This is a genomic window from Sulfitobacter sp. 1A15258, assembly GCF_043557045.1.
In the GTDB taxonomy this organism is placed as follows: domain Bacteria; phylum Pseudomonadota; class Alphaproteobacteria; order Rhodobacterales; family Rhodobacteraceae; genus Sulfitobacter; species Sulfitobacter faviae.
In genome coordinates, this window is the sequence record NZ_JBIFFK010000001.1 from 248994 (window position 1) to 268589 (window position 19596).

A 19596-nucleotide genomic window follows, 5' to 3' on the forward strand; every position below is an offset into this window, starting at 1 on the left:
GGTTCCGTCTGTAGGGGCTGCGGGGCAGGGCATCCGATAGCGTGAGAGGGGGCGGGCGCGCAATGCAGGGCGGGGGCGCGTTAAGTGCCCGAGGGCTGCCTCCCGAACCACGCCGGCCCTACCACTGGATCGCTTCCAGATAGTCGAGCAGATTGGCGAAATCGGTTTCCAGCACCTCCCCATCCGCGCCACCATTGGGGTAGACGTGGCGCAGGCCCACCGCGGAAAAGTCGGGCATGGGTGAGGCGGGATCGTCTTTCGCAAGCTGGCCCATGACAAAGCGGCTGACAAACTCGCGCGGGAAGTAGCCGTCATTGCGCTGTTTCAGCCCGGCCAAATCCGGCGGCACCACATCCAGATGCAAGGACATCGGACCGCCCCCTTCGCCCTGCGCCCCGTGGCAGGCGGCGCATTCCTTGGCATAGACCCGCTGCCCCGCGCGCACCCGGTCGGTGTCGTCAGAGGACCCCTCCGAACAGGCGGAGAGGAGGGCGCAGGAAAGCCCGGCGAGGGCAGCGAGGTGAGGGCGCATAGGGGGTCCTTTCGATGGGCGTTAGTGCGACAGAAGCACAGGAAAGGCGCTTTGTTCAATCAGGCTGCGGGTCGTGCCGCCAAAAACCATCTCGCGCAGGCGGGAGTGGTCATAGGCGCCCATGACGATCAGATCGGCCCCGGTTTCTTTGGCGCGTTTCAGGATGGCGGTGCCAATGTCCTCGCCTCCGCTGGCATATTGCTGCACCGCAACGTTGCAGCCTTGGTGGGTCAGCCAAGCGGCGACATCGGTGCCGGGGTTTTCCCCGTCATGGGCAGAGATCGAAATTGGGTCGAAAAGCGCCACGGTCAGCTCGCGCGCATTGCGCAGGATCGGCAGAGCGGCGCGGATCGCCCGCGTGGCGGGAATGCCCGCTTTCCATGCGACGAAGACCGATTGCGGGGTCAAAGCCAGTTTGGCCTGCGCGGTGTTGAGCAGAACCGGCACGGCAGACTCAAAAAGGGCGGCATGCACGATGTCCTCGAACAGGCGGCTGTCTTCGCGCAGGTCCGCGCCGATAAGCACCGCATCACAGGTCAGCCCCGCCCGCGCCACCGTGTTGCGGAGGGCAGAGGCATCGCCACAGACTGCGCGCACATCCGCGCTGGCGCCTTGGTCGGTGAGATACTGGGAAAATTCCGCGCGCTGTTTTTCGACCGCCTCGCGGGCCGCGTCCACATCCGCCTGCCAGCCTGCCGGGAGGGAATAGGTGCTGAGTTCGCCCACCCCCATCGAATAGACCGGGACGGCAGGGGTTTCGCTGAGCAGAAGAACGATCAGATGCGCGCCCTGGGTCTGCGCCTCGCGGGCGAGGGCCTCAAGCTGATTGGGCCGGGCATCGACCCCCAGAACGGCTGTGATGGTGGCATTTTGCATGGCGACGCTCCTCATGTGACCACGGCCATTATGGGGCGGGCCGGAGCGGCTGCATTGATCTGGATCAAGCGGGAGGAGGACTGCGGAAAGAACCGTAGGCGGCAAGCGCCGGAAAAGGGTATCGCCCCCGCGCAAAGGGGGGCGATACCTGCGTCAGTTAAAAGCTGATCGACGCGGTCAGGCTGACAGTGCGGCCCGGTTCGGTCAAGGGCACCACATTGGCAAGCCCAAGCCCATCGGAACTGCGGCTTGCATAGGTCGCGTCGAACAGGTTCTGCACGTCCATGCGCACGTTCAGGTTCTCCATCCGCCGCGGTTTGTATTCCGCGTAGAGATTGACCACCTCATAGCCGTCGAGCGACACATCGGTATCGTCGTTCTCCAAGGCGATCTGCGCGGTCGCACCGATGCGCCATTCCTCGGTCACGTCATAGCCCGCTTCGAAGCCGAAGATATGGCCGACCGGACGGCCAAGGTAATAGGCGGTCGTGGCGGTTGTCGCGTCGTTGGTTTGCACATCGGCATAGGTGTAGTTCAACGTCGCGAAGCCGCGCGCGCCGGTATAGGTGACCGACCCGTCGAAGCCGCGCGATGTCAGATCGTCCACAGCACCGCGTGCGCCGCTCGAGGGCAGAACGGCGTTGATGTCTTCGATCTCAGTGTCGAAGAGCGCGCCTTTGACCGCCCAAGGGCCGCTGTCGTAACGCAGGCCCAAACGCACCGCATTGGCGCGCGAGGTGGTGAAGCCGTCATAATTCCACGGGGTGCGGAAGTTGACCAATGCAGCCTCGCCCAACTCATAACCGCCCCAGCTGGACGCGGCCCCTGCGTTGAGGGTCCATTGATCGTTCAAGACGTAATCGACCGAGCCGTTGACGCTGGCGCCGCTGGCGTCGAAATCGCTCCCATCCGCGCCTTCGAAGGATGCCCAGTCGTAGCGCCCGCCGTAGGACACGGAGATGCGGTCCGACAGATCCTGCCGTGCTTGGGCAAAAATGCCGATGTTGCTAAGCTCTTCGCGGCCGCTCGAACTGCGCGGGCTGACCGTGTTGTCATAGCCTTCGGCGCTTTCGTCAAAGAAATCGACACCGACATTGACGCTGCCGTTGCGGAGCGTGAAGTCGTTGCTGAGCACACCGCTGAGGCTTTTGTTCACGCCATAAAGCGAGCCTACGTCCATCGCCTGCTCGTTGTAGCTGAGCTGCGCATAGGGCGCCCAGATGCCCGAGGGGTTCTCATCCTCATAGGTCAGCGTATAGGAGGTGCGCTGCGACAGCGCTTCGTAGAGCACCGTGTCGCGCCCGATCACATCGGCAAAGTCGGGGCGGATGAAGCCACCTTGAGACGCGCGCAGGCCATTGTCGGTTGTCTCAGAAGCAGAGAAGCTCAGACGTTTGCCGCTTTGCGAGGTATAGGCGAATTTCGCGATATAGTCGGTCAGGTCCGCCGCCGTGCCGGTGATGGTGCTGCCCGAGCCGTCATCATAGTCATCGCCCGTCGCGCGCGTGCCGCTCAGCAGGTATTCAAAACCGTCGTTCTGCCCGAAGAGGGTCAGGGTGTTGCGGAACCCTTGGCCATTGCTGCCATAGGACAGCGTGTAGCGACCCCCAAAGGGATCATCCCCATCCAGCAAATCGCGGGCGTCTTTGGTGGTATAGGCGATAGAGCCCGCCAGCGCGTTTGGCCCCTGATCCGCCGGGGCAAGCCCCGCGCTGACCTCAACGGATTTCAGCAAGGCCGGATCCAGCAGGACGTTGCCGGTATGGTGGAAGGCCGATTTGTTCTGACGTGCGCCATCAATGGTGACGGAAAGCAGGCTTTCCTCGATCCCGTTCACATAGACCTTCTGCGCGATCGGCGCGCCGCCGCTGGCAGTGATCGCGGATTCGCCGGCAAAGACATCGGCCACGGTGGCCGGGTTGCGCTGTTCGATTTCGGTTTCGGTGATCTCGTCATTGCCCAAAACAGCCTGAGCGGCTGAGGTCTGAATGCGCAGCACACCGAGATCGAAAGCGGTGTCGTCTTGCGCGTAAGCGAGAGTGGCGGTCGAGCACATGAGCCAAGAAAGCGCGACGCGCTTGGCAGTAGTGGTTTTCATTTTATTGTCCCTTGTAGAAATCCTTGGCTGGCTGGGACTCATGAAACCGCTTGCTTGCTCTGCGCGGATAGTTGCGACAATCCGCCGAAATGTTCAAGGCGCGGATTTGGCTAAAGCGGGAGGGGGGCCGCTGGGCGTTGGATTTCTACGCGGGTGCCTGGTCTTTAAGCAGACCGGTTTGGAGGACGGCGACGTCGCCCCTTGTGCGGCGACTGACCTGCGTCTTCGTATCGGGTAAATAAGCACCACGCCCAAGGCGTTAGTGGCGGAGAGACAGGGATTCGAACCCTGGGAACCCGTGAAGGCTCAACGGTTTTCGAGACCGCCCCGTTCGACCACTCCGGCACCTCTCCGCGGGGGTCTGGGGGGTCCGTTTAGTCGCCTTTTCCAGCAGTGGCAAGAGGGGTTTTGCGCATCAATTGAAAGTTTGGGGATTTTCATTGCGCCGAGGCTGGTAGAGCCTAAGTTTAAAGGCAGATTTCTGCGAAAGGACCGCCCATGTTTCGCCAAAACCGAATGATTGCAGCCCCCTTTGTCATGGCGTTGATGCTGCTTGTCGCGCTTGCCCTGCCGCTGCGGGCGGCGGATCGCGGCGCGTTGGAGCGGTTCTTGGAAGTGACCGGCTTTGACGTGGCGTTGGAGAGCATCCGCCTGTCCGCCGATTCCGCGCCTGAGATGTTAGGGCTGCAAAGCGAGGATTTCGGCTCGGAGTGGTCGCGGCTGGTACGCGATGTCTTTGACACCGAGTTGATGCATGACATGGCGATGGATATCCTTGCCGAGACGCTCAGCGATGACCTGTTGGATCATGCCGCCGGATTCTATGCCTCCGATCTGGGCCAGCGTTTGGTGGCGGTCGAGAACAAAGCGCATATGGCTGAGGATGACGGGCTGAAGGCCGAGAGCGGTGCCGCCATCATCGCGGGGCTTGAGCGGATCGGCTCCCCCCGGTTGGAGACCCTGCGGCGCTTGAACGTGGCCAGCGATGTCGAAGAAATCTCGGTCCGGGCCATTCAAGAGGTGCAGATTCGCTTCCTTCTGGCCGCTGCGGCGGCCGGGGTGATCGAATTGCAGATGGAAGAGCCGGACCTGCGCGAGGCGATGCGGGCGCAGGCGGATGAGCTGGGCGCGCAGATCGCCGCTAACGCATTGGCCAACGCCGCCTATACCTACCAATCCTTCTCGGACGAAGACCTTGCCGCCTATGCCGAGGCGTTGGAGCATCCCAAGATGCAGCAAGTCTATACGCTGATGAACGCCGTTCAATATGAGATCATGGCCAACCGGTTTGAGGCCGTGGCCGCGCGCCTTGCGGCCATGCAGCCCAGTCAGGACATCTAATGCGGGCTTGGGTTTTCGCGCCGCTTTTGTGGCTTCTGGCGCTGCCCGCTTGGGCCGATGCGCGGATGACCGTGCTGGTCGACTTGTTGGAGCTTCGCCAAGCGGCGGTGATCCTCAGCGACGAAGGGCAGGCCCATGCGGAGGTGCTGAACCAAGACATGCTGGGCGGGCAGGGCGGCCCAGCCTGGCAGATGCAGGTCGAAAGCATCCACGATCCCGATCGTATGGTCGAAATGGTCCGCCGCGCCTTGGAAGAGACGATGACGGCGGAGGAGGTCGAAAAGACGATCGCCTTCTATTCCACCGAACTGGGGCGTCGGATTGTGGGGCTGGAGAATGCCGCCCGCGCCGCCATCGCCGAGCCTGAGATCGAGCAGATCGCGAGGGCGAACTATGGGGTGCTGGCGGGGGACGGTGATACCCGGGTGACTTTGATCCGCCGGTTGATCGACGCTTCCGATATGATCGACCGCAATGTGGGCACGGCACTCAATAGCAATTTCCAATTCCTCCGCGGCATGCGCGATGGCGGCGCGCTGGAGGACAGTGATGAAGACCTCTTGGCCGATGTTGGCGCCGATCTGGATGCGGTGACCGAAGACACCTCCGTCTGGTTGCACGCCTATATGCTGCTGGCCTATCACCCCTTGAGCAACGCCGAAATCGCGCAATATGCGGCTTATGCCGAGACACCGGCGGGCCGGGCGCTCAATCGCGGGCTTTTCGACGGATTCGGTCGGGCCTATGAGGATATCTCTTACGGGCTGGGGCGCGCATTGGCGCTGAATATGGTGGCCGAAAGCCTATGACAGGCCCACGGGGCAGGGCCAAGAAAACCTACTTGACTTGCCCCGCCATTCCGAAGATAAGCCCGCATCCCGGCGGGTAATCCGTTTTCGGGATTGTTTTTTAATGACGCCCCATGGGCGCGCTGTTCGAGGCGGATCGGCCGGAAAGCCATCCACAAACTCCCAAGCGGGGGCCACAGAACGCGGATGACAGAAAAGGAAGACGCATGTTTGCGGTCATCAAGACAGGCGGCAAGCAATACAAGGTTCAAGCAGGCGATATGCTGCGCGTTGAACGTATTGCGGCCAATGCTGGCGAAACAGTCCAGTTCAACGAAGTTCTGATGCTGGGCGGCGACAGCCCCGTGCTCGGCGCGCCTACGGTCAAAGACGCAGGCGTTCAGGCCGAAGTCGTCGATCAAATCAAAGGCGAAAAGGTCATCAACTTCGTCAAGCGCCGCCGGAAGCACTCTTCCAAGCGCACCAAGGGTCACCGTCAGAAGCTGACGCTGGTCAAGATCACCGACATCCTTGCCTCCGGCGCAGAGAAGTCGGGCGTATCCGAAGCTGTCGGCACAGGCTCCGTAAGCGCCGCCGCCGTGGCTGCCATCACCGGCAAGACCGATGAGGCTGCGCAGATCAAGAAGGCCAAGAAGGCGAAAGCCACCAAGGCCGCTCCGAAAGCCGAGAAAGCCGACCAGATGTCGGAAGCCGGCGCGGACGACCTGAAAGCGCTGAGCGGCGTTGGCCCCGCACTTGAGAAAAAGCTGCACGAAGCGGGTATCACCTCCTTCGCTCAAATCGCAGCATGGACCGAAGCGGATATCGCTGAAGTTGACGAGAAACTGTCTTTCAAAGGCCGTATCCAGCGTGAAGGCTGGGTCGAACAGGCCAAAGAAAAGACCAAAGGCTAAGGAGAGACCGAGATGGCACATAAAAAAGCAGGCGGTTCATCCCGTAACGGGCGCGACTCAGCTGGTCGTCGCCTTGGCGTGAAAAAATACGGCGGCGAAGCCGTCATCCCCGGCAACATCATCGTGCGTCAGCGCGGCACCAAGTTTTGGCCTGCCGAAGGCGTTGGCATGGGCAAGGATCACACGATCTTTGCAACCGTCGACGGCGCTGTGACCTTCCACAAGGGTCTGAAAAACCGCACGTTCATTTCGGTTCTGCCACGCGCGGAGGCCGCTGAATAAGCCGTACCCCAAAGGGTTTGAAAAAATCAGGGATCGGCGATACCGCCGGTCCCTTTTTCTTTTTCGGAAAGACCCCCGATGTTTTTGTTTTCCAGTTCAGGGCCCATTGGCCTGCCGGGCCGTTTCTCCGCTCTTTGCGGACCGCGGCTGAATTTTGATAAAGTCGTTACATTCGGCAGGGAGGAATATGTCGAATGTGTCAACGCCTCGGCGCGCGGCCTGTGCGTGATCGGGGCAGGGGCGGCCCGTTTGGCCAAAGGCCCCCAATCCAGTCTGTTCGGAGGAGGAACATGACGATGCAGTTGGAAGCGATTGTGAACCAACCCCTTATTGAGACAGAGCGGTTTGACCTGCGCCCGGTGCGCCGGTCCGACATGGGCATGATTGAGATGTATGCCAGCGACCCAAGGGTCGCCAACGCGACATCCTCGATCCCGCATCCGCTGCCGCCCGGCAGTGTCGAGGCCTATGTCACCCGCGCCATGTCCGATGACCGTGAAGAAGACGTCTGGGTCATGGATGGCACCCGCGCGGACAGTTCCGAAGTGATGGGCGTGATCTCCCTCACCCGGCTGGACCGCAACCAATCCGAAATCGGCTATTGGGTGGCACCGGCGTTCTGGAACACGCATCTTGCCTCTGACGCGGTGCAGGCTTTGGTAAACGCCAACCCCTTGGGCAATGACGCGCTTTTTGCCTCTGTTTTCCATGACAACCCGGCCTCGGCCAAGGTGCTGACCAATGCGGGCTTTGTCTATCTCGGCGACGCGGAAACCTATTGCTTGGCCCGCGATGCTGCCGTACCCACATGGACCTATAGCCGCAAGCTGTAGCTCCGTTTCCCGTGCCTGAAAGGCAAGACCATGAAGTTTCTCGACCTGTGCAAAGTCTACATCCGATCCGGCGCCGGGGGCGGCGGCTGTGTGTCGTTCCGGCGTGAGAAATACATCGAATATGGCGGCCCGGATGGCGGGGATGGCGGCACCGGCGGCTCGGTCTGGGCCGAGGCGGTCGATGGGCTGAACACGTTGATCGACTTTCGCTATCAGCAACACTTCTTTGCCAAGAACGGCCAGCCCGGCATGGGCAAACAGCGCACCGGTAAGGACGGTGAGGATATCATCCTGCGGGTGCCCGTGGGCACGGAGATCCTTGATGAGGATCAGGAGACCGTCATCGCCGATCTGACCGAGCTTGGCCAGCGCGTGCAGCTTGCGCGGGGCGGCAATGGCGGCTGGGGCAACCTGCATTTCAAATCCGCGACCAACCAAGCCCCCCGCCGCTCGAACCCCGGGCAAGAAGGGGTGGAACGGACGCTTTGGCTGCGGCTCAAGCTGATCGCCGACGTTGGCCTGCTGGGCCTGCCCAATGCGGGCAAGTCGACCTTCCTTGCAAGCACGTCGAACGCGCGGCCCAAGATTGCCGATTACCCATTCACTACGTTGCACCCCAACCTTGGCGTGGTCGGTGTCGATAACACTGAATTCGTGGTGGCGGATATTCCCGGCCTCATCGAAGGCGCCTCCGAAGGGCGGGGTCTGGGCGATCTTTTCCTTGGCCACGTCGAGCGTTGTGCGGTGTTGTTGCACCTTATCGATGGCACCTCCGAAACCGTGGCGGAGGATTACCACACCATCATTGGAGAGCTGGAAGCCTATGGCGGCGATCTGGCAGAAAAGCCGCGTGTCACTGTGTTGAATAAAGTTGATGCATTGGATGAGGAAGAGCGCGCAAGCCGCTTGAAAGAATTGGAAAAAGCTTCCGGCGGAAACGTGATGATGATGTCCAGTGTGGCTGGCGAAGGCGTGACGGAAGTATTGCGCACCCTGCGCCAGAATATCGACGAAGACCGCCTGCGTTTCCGCAGCACCGAGGAAGAGACACCTTGGCAACCCTAAGCACCGCCCGCCGCGTCGTCATCAAGATCGGCTCCGCCCTTCTGGTGGACCGCGATAGCGGCAATCTGCGCCGGGACTGGCTGACTGGATTGGCGCAAGATGTCTTGTGGCTCAAGGGCTTGGGCTGCGATGTTGTGCTGGTATCGTCTGGCTCCATCGCGCTTGGCCGGGGTGTTCTGGGCCTTCCGCCGACCGTCTTGGCGCTGGAACAGGCGCAGGCCGCCGCGGCGGTGGGGCAAATCCGCCTTGCCCGGGCCTATGAAGAGGTGCTGGCCCCCCATGGCATCACCACGGCGCAGGTGCTGGTAACGTTGGAAGACAGCGCCAACCGCCGGCGCTACCTCAACAGCCGCGCGACCTTGGAGCAGTTGCTCTCGCTCGGCGTCGTGCCCATCGTGAATGAGAATGACACGGTCGCGACTGATGAAATCCGCTTTGGCGACAATGACCGTCTCGCTGCGCAGATCGCGGTGACGGTGGGGGCTGATCAGTTGATTTTGCTCTCGGATGTGGATGGTTTCTACAGTGCCAACCCCTCACAGGACCCGACCGCGAAACGTTACGATGTGATCGAGAGCATCACGCCCGAGATTGAGGCGATGGCCGGTGATGCCGGGTCGGGCCTGTCCAAAGGTGGCATGAAAACCAAGCTGATGGCCGCCCGCACGGCGACAACGGCGGGCTGTGCGATGGCGATCACCGATGGGTTCGTCATGCGCCCGCTCACCGCGCTCGAAGGTGGTGCGAATGCCACTTGGTTCAGCGCGCAGAGTGATCCACAAGCCGCGCGCAAGCGCTGGATTGCCGCGATGAAGCCGCGCGGGGCGGTGACCTTGGACGCCGGAGCCGTGGCGGCATTGGCGCGGGGCACATCCCTCTTGCCGGCCGGGGTGACCGCCGTTGAGGGGCGTTTTGAGCGGGGCGACAGCATCGCCATGTATGACCCCGCCGGTCATGCGGTGGGCCATGGTCTCAGCCGCTATTCGGCGGAGGAGATCGGGCAGATCAAAGGCCACAAGAGCGCGGAGATCGAGGCGCTTTTGGGCTATCCCGGGCGGGCGGCTTTGATCCATCGGGACGATATGGCGCTTTAGGCGAAGGTGAAGATAGGGGCATAAGGCTATGAACGAAATCGAGAATATCTCTGAGCTGATGGCCGATATCGGCGCCCGCGCCCGTGCAGCGGCAGCGCAACTGGCGACTGACACAGCCGAGCGGAAACACGCGGCCCTGATCAGCGCGGCCGATGCGGTCTGGAAAAACCGGGCCGAGATCATTGCCGCCAATGAGCAGGACCTCGCCTTTGGCCGCGACAAGGGGCTGTCGGATGCCATGATGGACCGGCTGATGCTGAACGAAGAGCGCATTCGCGGCATGGTCGACGGGCTGCGGTCGGTCGCGGAACAGCTCGATCCGGTGGGCGAGGTGATCGCTGAATGGGACCAGCCCTCGGGCCTTAACATTCAGCGCGTGCGTACCCCACTTGGCGTGATCGGCGTGATCTATGAGTCGCGCCCCAATGTGACGGCGGATGCGGGCGCGCTTTGTCTCAAAGCGGGCAATGCGGTGATCCTGCGCGGCGGATCGGAAAGCTTTCATTCATCGCGCGCCATCCACGCCTGTCTGCAACAGGGGCTGCGGGATGCAGGCATGCCCGAAGACGCGGTGCAGCTGGTGCCGACGCGCGACCGGGCGGCGGTGCGCGAGATGCTGACGATGACGGATACCATCGACGTGATCGTGCCGCGCGGCGGCAAGGGGCTTGTCGGCTTGGTCCAGCGTGAGGCGCGGGTGCCGGTCTTTGCCCATCTGGAAGGCATCGTGCACATCTATATCGACGCCGAGGCGGACCCCGAAAAAGCCTTGAAGGTCGTGCTGAACGCCAAGACACGGCGGACGGGCATCTGCGGCGCGGCGGAATGTCTTTTGATCCATGAGGACGTCGCCAAGACCATTGGCAATGGCGTGATCCGGGCGCTGATCGACGCGGGCGTCGAAGTGCGCGCCGATGCGGCCTTGCAGGATGTCCCCGGCACGGTCCCAGCCAGCGATGCGGATTGGGGGCAAGAATACCTCGATATGATCGTCGCGGCGCGGGCCGTCCCCGATCTGGACGCTGCGATGGCGCATATTCGCGAGTATGGATCGGGGCATACCGATTGCATTCTGACCGAGAATGCGGAGACCGCTGCGGCGTTCTTTAACGGGCTGGATTCGGCGATCCTGATGCACAATGCCTCGACCCAATTCGCGGATGGGGGAGAGTTCGGCATGGGCGCAGAGATCGGTATCGCCACGGGCAAGCTTCATGCCCGCGGCCCCGTTGGCGCGGCGCAGTTGACGAGCTTCAAATACCTCGTGCGTGGCGAGGGTACCGTGCGCGGCTGACCGTCAGAAAGACAGGGTTAGGGCCGTATCGCTACTGTCGAGCGTAATTTCTTTCCCCTGTGCTTCGGCCAGAATTGGCAAGAGTGCGAATTGAACCTGCGCAGGCTGTAGCGGCTGGTCCGGCCCGGGCTGTGTCAGCAGCGCCCAAAGTTCAGGGTCTATCGCGATTTTGTCAGCCTCGGCCTGTAGGGACCAATGGCCTGCCTCTTCGGCGATGGTGATCCGGCCGCCGTGGTGCAGGGCCGTTTCGATACAGAGCAGCGCGAGGAAGGCCATCCGCACGCTGTTGCGTGATTGGGGGCTTGTGACCTGCCAATCAACCTCAACCCGCGAGGCGGCATAGAGATCACGTAGGATCGAAGTCACCTCGTTCTGGCCCATGGTCTGATCGCCCGCGGCCCCAAAGGCGATGCGGAAAAAGCGGATCCGGGCCGAAGCGCTTTCGACGCTTTGACCGATCAAGGCAAGCTCAGGCCCCGGGGCGGCCCCGGTGCCCGCCATCTGAAGCAGTTCAAGCCCGTTGTTGATGGCCCCGATTGGCGATATCAAGTCGTGGCAAATGCGGCTGCCGATCAGGGCGGGCAGGTCGATGTTAAGCTGGCCCATGGTGGCCCCTTGGAATGATTGGAAATGGCATGGATGATCTGAACGCGCTGCTGACGCCGGGCATGTTGGTGATGCATCCGCAGCATCCCGAATGGGGCACGGGCCAAGTGCAAAGCAATATCGGCGGCAAGGTGACGGTCAACTTTCGTGACCAAGGCAAAGTGGTCATAGACAGCTTTCGTTTGGAATTAATGCCGGTCTTTGATGAGGGATGACCCTTTCCAAATCCTTAATGGTGGAAGAAAAATTTCTTAAAGCAACCATAGGGAGAGTAACCGATTTCCGCTTTCCCCGCAACTGTTGCGCCCGCGCAGCCGATTGCCTATCAGGCGGAGACTTTCATTTCGGGCATAGGATTGGCCGATGCCGCGGGGCGTAGCAGCAGATTTTCAGGTCAGATTGGCGCAGACGGAAGCCGATGTGCAGGCAGCACAGCAGCTGCGGTATGACGTTTTCGTGCGGGAGTTGGGCGGCGGCGGGCCGATGGTCGATCATGCCGCCGGATTGGAGCGGGACCGGTTCGATCCCTACTTTGACCACCTGCTTTTGACCGACCGGCGGAGCGGTAAATTGGCGGGCGTCTACCGAGTGATGCGGAGCGATATGGCCGCACGGGCAGGGGGCTTCTATTCGGCGGCGGAGTACAATCTGGCGCCGCTTGTCCAGTCGGGTCGTAAGCTGTTGGAATTGGGGCGCTCTTGCCTTGACCCCGCCTATCGCGGTGGCACGGCGATGCACCACCTTTGGGCCGCGCTTGCAGGCTATGTTGCCGAATATGAGATCGAGGTTCTCTTTGGCGTGGCGAGCTTTCACGGCACCGACACCGCGGCTCTGGCCGAGCCGCTTTCGCTTTTGCATCACCGGCATTTGGCACCGCCCGAACTGCGCGTCCGCGCGCGCGAATATGCGCCCATGGACCTGATCCCCGAGGCCGAGTTGGACCGGCGCATGGCCATGCTGGCGGTGCCGAGCCTGATCAAAGCCTACCTTCGGCTGGGCGGCACCGTGGGCGAGGGGGCCTATATCGACCGCGCCTTCAACACCACGGATGTTTGCCTGATCCTTGATACGAAACAGATGAGCGCGCGGCAGATGCGGTTCTATAACGGGAGCGCTGCATGAGCACGACTTGGGACAGTGACCAGCCGCCGCCAGAGCGGCGTTTGACGCTTGCAGGGATGCTGCGCGTCATGCTCCGCGGCGCGGCCTTGGCGATTTTGGTTTTCGGCGGGTTGCTGGTCTTGCTGCTGCTGCGCTTGATCGAGCGGCCAATTTTTGGCCTGCATCGGCCCATCACCCCCCATATCACGCAGATGGTATGCCGCGCGGCGTTCTGGGTGCTGGGCATGCGCTTTATCCGCCGCGGCACCCCGATGGAACGGCGCTGCGCGGTGGTGGCCAACCATACCTCATGGCTCGATATTTTTGCGCTGAATGCGGCCAAACGGATCTACTTCGTCTCTAAATCCGAGGTGGCGGGCTGGCCCGGCATCGGCTGGCTGGCACGGGCGACGGGTACCGTCTTTATCCGCCGCGACCGGGCCGAGGCGCGCACCCAGACAGAGGTGTTCCGGACGCGCCTCTTGGCCGGGCATAAGCTGCTGTTTTTCCCCGAGGGCACCAGCACCGACGGGCTTCAAGTGCTTCCCTTCAAGACCACGCTGTTCGAGGCCTTCTTTGACCCTGCCTTGCGGGATGAGATCGCGGTGCAGCCCGTCAGCGTCATCTACCACGCGCCGCAGGGTGAAGATCCGCGGTTTTATGGCTGGTGGGGGGATATGTCCTTTGGCGCGCATCTGCTAACGACGCTGGCCGCGGCCCGGCAGGGCGCGGTTGAGGTGGTCTATCACCCGCCGCTGCCCGTGGCCGAGTTCACCGGGCGCAAGGCGCTGGCGCAACGCTGCGAAGCGATTGTGCGCGCGGGCCATGCTCAGACAGGAGCTGATGGCGGGCCGCGCCTGCAATAAGCCCCTTGCGCTGCGCCACGCACTGGCCTATATGCGCCCCACTTGAACCCGCAGTCGGGGTTGGGCCTTTTGGGGAGAAATCCCAGATCGTCCGCCGGTTGGCAGCATGAGGCTGTCATACCCCCGATGAGGCTAAACCGGAAAGGTATAAAGACATGGCTCTTCCTGAGTTCTCCATGCGCCAACTGCTCGAAGCAGGCGTACACTTTGGTCACCAGACACAGCGCTGGAACCCCCGCATGGGCCCGTATATCTACGGCGCACGCAACGGCATCCACATCATGGACCTCACACAGACCGTCCCCATGCTGGACGAAGCGCTGAAAGTGATCCGTGACACCGTCGCCAAGGGCGGCAGTGTTCTCTTCGTCGGCACCAAGCGTCAGGCCGCTCAGCCAATCGCCGACGCCGCAGAGAAATGCGCACAGTATTACATGAACCATCGTTGGCTCGGCGGTACGCTGACCAACTGGCAGACCGTTTCGCAGTCGATCAACCGTCTGAAAAACATCGACGAACAGTCCGAGCGCGGTTTCGAAGGCCTGACCAAGAAAGAGCGTCTTGGCATGGAACGCGACCAAGCGAAGCTTGAAGCGTCGCTGGGTGGTATCCGCGAAATGGGCGGCCGTCCTGACCTACTTTTCGTCATCGACGTGAAGAAAGAGTCGCTGGCCATCGCAGAAGCCAACAAGCTGGGCATCCCGGTTGTGGCCGTGGTTGACACCAACTGCTCGCCCGACGGTGTTGATTACATCATCCCCGGCAACGACGACGCGGCCCGCGCCATCGCGCTCTACTGTGATCTGGCATCGCGCGCTGCTCTCGACGGCATGTCGGCTCAGCTGGGTGCGGCAGGCGTTGATCTGGGCGCCATGGAAGAAGCCCCCGAAGAAGAAGCCGTGAGCGAAGAGAGCACCGGCGTCGAAATCGGCAACGCGTCCGAAGAGACTCTGCACGACGATGCCATGGGCAAAGATGCGCCGCTGGACATCGAATCCAAGAAAGAGACCGTCGCCAAAGCCGAAGGCTAAGCGTCACGGACCTGAAACACGGGGCAGGGTAACCTGCCCCGATTTCCACCAGAAGCGGGCCTTGGGCCTGCACCCGATTTCCAAAGGAGAACCAAGAGATGGCAATCACAGCATCCATGGTCAAGGAACTGCGCGACAGCACCGGCGCAGGCATGATGGACGCCAAGAAGGCACTGACAGAAAACGACGGCGACATGGAAGCCGCTGTCGACTGGCTGCGCACCAAGGGTCTGGCCAAAGCGGCGAAGAAATCCGGCCGTACAGCTGCCGAAGGTCTCGTGGCTGTTAAGGTCGAAGGCGGTCACGGTGTCGCGGTTGAGGTGAACTCCGAAACCGACTTCGTCGGCAAGAACGCTGAATTCCAATCCATGGTCAGCAACATCGCCGATGCCGCCCTGAAAGTGGACGATGTCGAAGCGCTGAAAGCAGCTGAGATCGACGGCAAATCCGTTGAAACCACTCTGACAGACGCCATCGCCAAAATCGGCGAGAACATGTCCCTGCGCCGCATGCAGAGCATCGAAGGCGAGACCGTGGTCTCCTACGTGCACAACGCAGCCGCGCCCGGCATGGGCAAGATCGGCGTTCTGGTCGCCATGACCGGTGGCAACGAAGAGCTGGGCAAACAGATCGCGATGCACATCGCTGCTGTGAATCCTGCGTCGCTGTCCGAAGCTGATCTGGACCCGGCCGTCGTCGAGAAGGAAAAGCAGGTTCAGATGGACATCGCCCGCGAAAGCGGCAAGCCCGAAGCCGTGATCGAGAAAATGATCACTGGCCGCATGCAGAAGTACATGTCCGAAGTGACACTGGTGAACCAGTCCTTCGTCGTGAACCCTGACCTGACTGTTGGCAAGGCCGCTGAAGAAGCGGGTGCGACCATCACCGGTTTCGTGCGTCTGGAAGTTGGCGAAGGCATCGAAGTCGTCAAAGAAGACTTCGCAGCAGAAGTGGCGAAAGCCGCGAAAGGCTAAGCCTTTTCGTTATGAGGAATATGGGGCGGTGCATTCCGATGCGCCGCCTTTTTTCGTAGGCGGACACCGATAGCGACGCCGATAAAAACGACGGCTCGAAGTATCAGGGCAGGTTCTGCATGGGGCAGGGGAAGGATCCGGTCAGCCAGGCGAAAAATAAACCTGACTGAGACCGGCGAGCCAAAAAGCGCCTTGGTATTACAAGGATTTGAGGCCCGTCGTACCGCAGGTGCGAACACCCGCGATACTGGCGGACCATGGCCATCTACTACCTGAGGTGCCAGTAAGGTATTCCATACCCTAATATATTACGGATCCATCACGAACATCTGGTTGGCAAAGGCCGCTTTCAGCACCGCCTGAGCCGTCGTCTCGACCGACAAAGCCTCCCGCGCGAGGCGCAGGTGTTTTTCGACCGTGGGGGCCGTCAGACCCATCAGCAGGGCGATATCCTGCGTGGTCTTGCCATCTCCGACCCATTGCAGCACCTCCAGTTGACGCCGCGTGAGGCTGCGGTTGGGGCTTCTGTAGGGCAGGGAGAGGATTTTCAGATGCGCAATTTCATTCATCAGCTGAATGTCCGCGCCATGCTTCTTCCAAATCGCATCCACCTCATCCTGAGATAGCCCGCGGCGCGCCGTTAGCGCAATTGCCCCCTTGGACCGCGCCGAGATCGAGCGGAAGCTGATCGTATAGCCCGCCGTCACATCCATGCTGGCGTTGAAGTCGATCACCCGTTTTTCGGTCTCCGACAGGCCATCGCGCTGCGTGATCTCCGCCAAGGTGCCCCAGCTACAAGCGCCTTCGTTGTTGAGTGCCCAACGCAGCATCGGCGCATTGAAGTAGAGCCCGCTGTGCAGGTAGCCGTTGAGGTATTCCGCGCTTTGATTGCTCAAAATCACGAAATCCGCCGGGTCGCCCAAAGAGGTCGGTGTGCGGTAGCGCGTAAAGCCGTAGATCAGCCGGTCGAACCCATAGTCTGCCATCTGTCGCGTATGGGCATCCCAGAGTGCTTCGATTGTCGGGCTATGCGCGATCTGATGCAGATAGTCGCGCAAAATCATCAGCTTACGATATGACGTTGAAGGGCTTGGATTGCCAGAACATAGCCATGAACGCCAAAGCCGCAGATCTGTCCAAGGGCCACAGGCGCGATATAAGACGTGTGGCGGAAACTCTCGCGCGCGTGAATATTGCTCAGATGCACTTCGACCACCGGCAGTTCGACAGAGGCGATGGCGTCCATCAGCGCGATGGAGGTATGGGTATAGGCGCCGGCATTCAGAATGATACCAGCATGTTGGCCGCGGGCCGCGTGGATCAGATCGATCAGGCTGCCTTCGTGGTTCGACTGCGCAAACTCCATCTCCAGACCCAGCCGTCCGGTTTCGTCGGCACAGAGTGCCTCAACATCCGCCAAGGTGGTCTTGCCATAGACCTCAGGCTGCCGCGTGCCCAAAAGGTTCAGGTTCGGGCCGTTCAAGATAAGTACAGACGCCATAATCACTCGCATTAAATCATCTAGATAGTGTTAACGGAGCAAAACTGGCGCTGTCCAGCGTCAGGTGGCATTGCGGTGCTACTGTGGCGAGAAAATCGCAACAACAGGGCTGGCATGGTGATATATGAAACTGATAATCAGTATTATGTAAATAAATCGGTTCCTGAGAGGAGATGAAACAGTTTAACCCAAGGCATAACCCGCGCCGCGCACGGTTCGGATCGGGTCTCCGCCACCTTCGCGCGTCAATGCTTTGCGCAAACGCGCGATATGAACGTCCACCGTGCGCGTATCGACATAGATGTCGCGGCCCCAAACGTGGTCGAGCAGTTGATCGCGGCTGAACACGCGCCCGGGTTTCTCCAGCAGCGTCGTCAGCAGCCGATACTCCGTCGGCCCCAGTTTCAGCTCGTTGCCCGCGCGGCTCACGCGGTGACGCTCTGGGTCGAGCTGAATGTCGTCAAAGCTCAGCAGCGCGCCTGCGGCTGCGGGACGTGTGCGGCGCAACTGCGTGCGCACACGGGCCATGAGTTCGCGCAGGTTGTACGGCTTGATCACATAGTCATCCGCGCCGGTCTCAAGCCCCCGCACGGTATCCACTTCCTCAGAGCGCGCGGAGAGCATGATGACTGGAATGTGCCGCGTCGCCTCGCGCGATTTGAGCTGGCGGCAAACTTCGATGCCGCTCATCAAGGGCATCATCCAATCGAGGATCACCAAATCCGGCGCGGCCTCTGAGACCAGAAGCATGGCTTCTTCGCCGTCTTCGGCCCGGCGCACCTCAAAGCCTTCGGCTTCGAGGTTATAGGCCAGTACCTCACGTTGCGCGGGTTCATCTTCTACCAGCAGAACTTGCGGTCGTGTGACGTCCATCGTCTCAGTCCTTCGTGGTGATCGAAGTGCGGTCGGCCTTGGGCCGGTCGTCCTCGGGCGTCTCACCGGTCACCAGATAGACGACCTGTTCGGCGATGGCGGTCACATGGTCACCCATACGTTCGACGTTTTTGGCGATGAAATGCAGATGCATACAGGCGGTGATGCTGCGTGGGTCTTCCATCATGAAGGTGAGGAATTCGCGGAAGAGCGCATTATACATCTGGTCGACATCTTCGTCGCGGGTGATCACATCCCGCGCAAGATCCGCGTCGCGCTGAATATAGGCGTCGAGCGCGTCTTTCAGCATCGCCTCGACCGCGCCAGCCATGCGGCGGATCGCGCCGGTGCTGTCGCTGACAGGCTCCATCTGGTTCAGGACGCTGGTGCGCTTGGCCATGTTTTTTGCATAGTCGCCAATACGTTCGAGGTTGGCGCTAATCTTGATGACGCTCAGCGTCAGACGCAGGTCGATCGCTGTGGGCGCGCGCAGCGCGATGACGCGGGCGGCGCTTTCGTTGATTTGCTCTTCCAGCCCGTCGATGGCCTTGTCCCCTGCCCGCACCTCATTGGCGAGCTCTTCGTCGCGGGTTTCGAGCGATTGCGCGCCGCGGCGAATGGCGTCTTCGACCAGACCGCCCATTTTGAGGATCTGCGCCTGGACGGCTTCCAGATCGCGGTCGAATGCTGATGCAATGTGTTGATCTGACATGATATTATCCAATACGGCCGGTGATGTAGCTTTCGGTGCGCGGGTCTTGGGGCCGCGTGAAGATGTCGTCGGTGTCGCCAAATTCCACAAGGTTGCCGAGGTGGAAAAAGGCGGTTTTCTGGCTCACCCGAGCGGCCTGTTGCATGGAGTGTGTGACGATCACGACGGAGTAGTTCTGCCGCAATTCGTCAATCAATTCCTCGACTTGCGCGGTGGCGATGGGGTCGAGGGCCGAGCATGGCTCGTCCATCAAAAGCACTTCGGGTTCGGTCGCCACGGCGCGGGCGATGCACAGACGCTGCTGTTGGCCGCCCGAAAGGCCGGTGCCCGGTGCGTGCAGACGGTCTTTCACCTCGTTCCAGATCGCGCCCCGGCGCAGCGCCTGTTCGACGATATCGTCAAGATCGGCCTTATTGCGGGCCAGCCCGTGGATGCGGGGGCCATAAGCCACGTTGTCGTAGATCGACTTTGGGAAGGGGTTTGGCTTTTGAAACACCATGCCCACTTTGGCGCGCAGCTGCACCGGGTCGACCCGTTTGTCATAGATGTCTTCGCCATCGATGCGGATGTCGCCGGTCACGCGGGCCACATCAATTGTGTCGTTCATCCTGTTGATACACCGCAAAAAAGTCGATTTGCCACAGCCCGAAGGGCCGATAAAGGCGGTCACGGTTTTGTCGTTGATGTCGATGTCCACGTCGCGAATGGCGTGGCTGTCACCGTAGTAGACCTGCACGTTGCGGGCCGCGATCTTGACGGGTTGGGTTGTCACGTCACTCTCCGAATATCTGTTGTCTTTCATGGTCCCGTCCTTG

General features: G+C 61.1%; 22 protein-coding genes and 1 tRNA gene. 13 read left to right on the top strand and 10 right to left on the bottom strand.

Annotation, left to right across the window (positions count from 1 at the left end; genetic code table 11):
• Positions 1-118: 118 nt before the first annotated feature.
• The 4 genes from ACGYK9_RS01205 to ACGYK9_RS01220 form a co-directional block, all read right to left on the bottom strand.
• Positions 119-532 (bottom strand): cytochrome c, encoded by a 414-nt coding sequence (locus tag ACGYK9_RS01205; RefSeq protein ID WP_271687293.1) that lies wholly within the window; start codon positions 530-532, stop codon positions 119-121.
• A 21-nt stretch (positions 533-553) separates the two neighbouring features.
• Entirely contained in the window at positions 554-1408 is an 855-nt protein-coding gene (locus ACGYK9_RS01210; RefSeq protein WP_394407722.1) for a universal stress protein, read from the bottom strand.
• 157 nt (positions 1409-1565) lie between these two features.
• On the bottom strand, positions 1566-3506 hold the full coding sequence (locus ACGYK9_RS01215) for a TonB-dependent receptor domain-containing protein (RefSeq protein ID WP_394407724.1): 1941 nt from the start codon (positions 3504-3506) through the stop codon (positions 1566-1568).
• 263 nt (positions 3507-3769) lie between these two features.
• Positions 3770-3859: transfer RNA gene (locus ACGYK9_RS01220), tRNA-Ser, on the bottom strand.
• 145 nt (positions 3860-4004) lie between these two features.
• Between ACGYK9_RS01220 and ACGYK9_RS01225 the strand changes: the two genes are divergently transcribed.
• From ACGYK9_RS01225 to ACGYK9_RS01260, 8 genes are all read left to right on the top strand, one after another.
• The gene (locus tag ACGYK9_RS01225; protein ID WP_394407726.1) at positions 4005-4847 is read left to right on the top strand and encodes a DUF2059 domain-containing protein; all 843 of its coding nucleotides are present in this window, start codon (positions 4005-4007) and stop codon (positions 4845-4847) included.
• Positions 4847-5656, top strand: coding sequence for a DUF2059 domain-containing protein (locus ACGYK9_RS01230; RefSeq protein WP_394407728.1), 810 nt, complete (start codon positions 4847-4849; stop codon positions 5654-5656). Before ACGYK9_RS01225 ends, ACGYK9_RS01230 begins: the two co-directional genes overlap by 1 nt.
• A gap of 206 nt (positions 5657-5862) precedes the next feature.
• Positions 5863-6549, top strand: coding sequence for a 50S ribosomal protein L21 (locus ACGYK9_RS01235; RefSeq protein WP_067262097.1), 687 nt, complete (start codon positions 5863-5865; stop codon positions 6547-6549).
• A gap of 12 nt (positions 6550-6561) precedes the next feature.
• Positions 6562-6831, top strand: a complete 270-nt coding sequence (gene rpmA, locus ACGYK9_RS01240; RefSeq protein ID WP_067262095.1) for a 50S ribosomal protein L27 — start codon at positions 6562-6564, stop codon at positions 6829-6831.
• A gap of 296 nt (positions 6832-7127) precedes the next feature.
• A complete protein-coding gene (locus tag ACGYK9_RS01245; RefSeq protein WP_067262104.1) occupies positions 7128-7664 on the top strand; it encodes a GNAT family N-acetyltransferase in 537 nt (178 codons plus the stop codon).
• 30 nt (positions 7665-7694) lie between these two features.
• Positions 7695-8729, top strand: coding sequence for a GTPase ObgE (gene obgE, locus ACGYK9_RS01250; protein WP_394407730.1), 1035 nt, complete (start codon positions 7695-7697; stop codon positions 8727-8729).
• Positions 8717-9823, top strand: a complete 1107-nt coding sequence (proB, locus tag ACGYK9_RS01255; RefSeq protein WP_394407732.1) for a glutamate 5-kinase — start codon at positions 8717-8719, stop codon at positions 9821-9823. The genes obgE and proB overlap by 13 nt, the downstream gene beginning before the upstream one ends.
• 28 nt (positions 9824-9851) lie before the next feature.
• Entirely contained in the window at positions 9852-11117 is a 1266-nt protein-coding gene (locus ACGYK9_RS01260; protein WP_394407734.1) for a glutamate-5-semialdehyde dehydrogenase, read from the top strand.
• A gap of 3 nt (positions 11118-11120) precedes the next feature.
• Here the strand turns inward: ACGYK9_RS01260 and ACGYK9_RS01265 are convergent, their stop codons facing one another.
• Positions 11121-11723 carry a histidine phosphotransferase family protein gene (locus ACGYK9_RS01265; protein WP_394407736.1) on the bottom strand — a complete coding sequence of 201 codons (603 nt, stop codon included), beginning with the start codon at positions 11721-11723 and terminating at the stop codon, positions 11121-11123.
• Between the two features lie 29 nt (positions 11724-11752).
• Between ACGYK9_RS01265 and ACGYK9_RS01270 the strand changes: the two genes are divergently transcribed.
• The 5 genes from ACGYK9_RS01270 to tsf all read left to right on the top strand — a co-directional run bounded on the left by ACGYK9_RS01270 (position 11753) and on the right by tsf (position 15695).
• Entirely contained in the window at positions 11753-11938 is a 186-nt protein-coding gene (locus ACGYK9_RS01270) for a DUF3553 domain-containing protein (protein ID WP_067262087.1), read from the top strand.
• A gap of 148 nt (positions 11939-12086) precedes the next feature.
• Positions 12087-12845 carry a GNAT family N-acetyltransferase gene (locus tag ACGYK9_RS01275; RefSeq protein ID WP_394407738.1) on the top strand — a complete coding sequence of 253 codons (759 nt, stop codon included), beginning with the start codon at positions 12087-12089 and terminating at the stop codon, positions 12843-12845.
• On the top strand, positions 12842-13690 hold the full coding sequence (locus ACGYK9_RS01280) for a lysophospholipid acyltransferase family protein (protein WP_394407740.1): 849 nt from the start codon (positions 12842-12844) through the stop codon (positions 13688-13690). The genes ACGYK9_RS01275 and ACGYK9_RS01280 overlap by 4 nt, the downstream gene beginning before the upstream one ends.
• A gap of 155 nt (positions 13691-13845) precedes the next feature.
• The gene (gene rpsB / locus ACGYK9_RS01285) at positions 13846-14721 is read left to right on the top strand and encodes a 30S ribosomal protein S2 (RefSeq protein ID WP_067262080.1); all 876 of its coding nucleotides are present in this window, start codon (positions 13846-13848) and stop codon (positions 14719-14721) included.
• A gap of 98 nt (positions 14722-14819) precedes the next feature.
• Positions 14820-15695 carry a translation elongation factor Ts gene (gene tsf, locus ACGYK9_RS01290; protein WP_067262078.1) on the top strand — a complete coding sequence of 292 codons (876 nt, stop codon included), beginning with the start codon at positions 14820-14822 and terminating at the stop codon, positions 15693-15695.
• 308 nt (positions 15696-16003) lie between these two features.
• On the opposite strand, the gene ACGYK9_RS01295 is transcribed toward tsf, so the two are convergent.
• From ACGYK9_RS01295 to pstB, 5 genes are all read right to left on the bottom strand, one after another.
• Positions 16004-16759 carry a LuxR family transcriptional regulator gene (locus tag ACGYK9_RS01295; RefSeq protein ID WP_394407742.1) on the bottom strand — a complete coding sequence of 252 codons (756 nt, stop codon included), beginning with the start codon at positions 16757-16759 and terminating at the stop codon, positions 16004-16006.
• Positions 16759-17196 (bottom strand): type II 3-dehydroquinate dehydratase, encoded by a 438-nt coding sequence (gene aroQ / locus ACGYK9_RS01300; RefSeq protein WP_394407744.1) that lies wholly within the window; start codon positions 17194-17196, stop codon positions 16759-16761. Before aroQ ends, ACGYK9_RS01295 begins: the two co-directional genes overlap by 1 nt.
• Positions 17197-17379: 183 nt before the next feature.
• Positions 17380-18069, bottom strand: a complete 690-nt coding sequence (phoB, locus tag ACGYK9_RS01305; protein ID WP_067266767.1) for a phosphate regulon transcriptional regulator PhoB — start codon at positions 18067-18069, stop codon at positions 17380-17382.
• Between the two features lie 4 nt (positions 18070-18073).
• Positions 18074-18781, bottom strand: coding sequence for a phosphate signaling complex protein PhoU (gene phoU / locus ACGYK9_RS01310; protein ID WP_209217798.1), 708 nt, complete (start codon positions 18779-18781; stop codon positions 18074-18076).
• Between the two features lie 4 nt (positions 18782-18785).
• Positions 18786-19583, bottom strand: a complete 798-nt coding sequence (gene pstB, locus ACGYK9_RS01315) for a phosphate ABC transporter ATP-binding protein PstB (protein WP_067266771.1) — start codon at positions 19581-19583, stop codon at positions 18786-18788.
• Between the last annotated feature and the right edge of the window lie 13 nt (positions 19584-19596).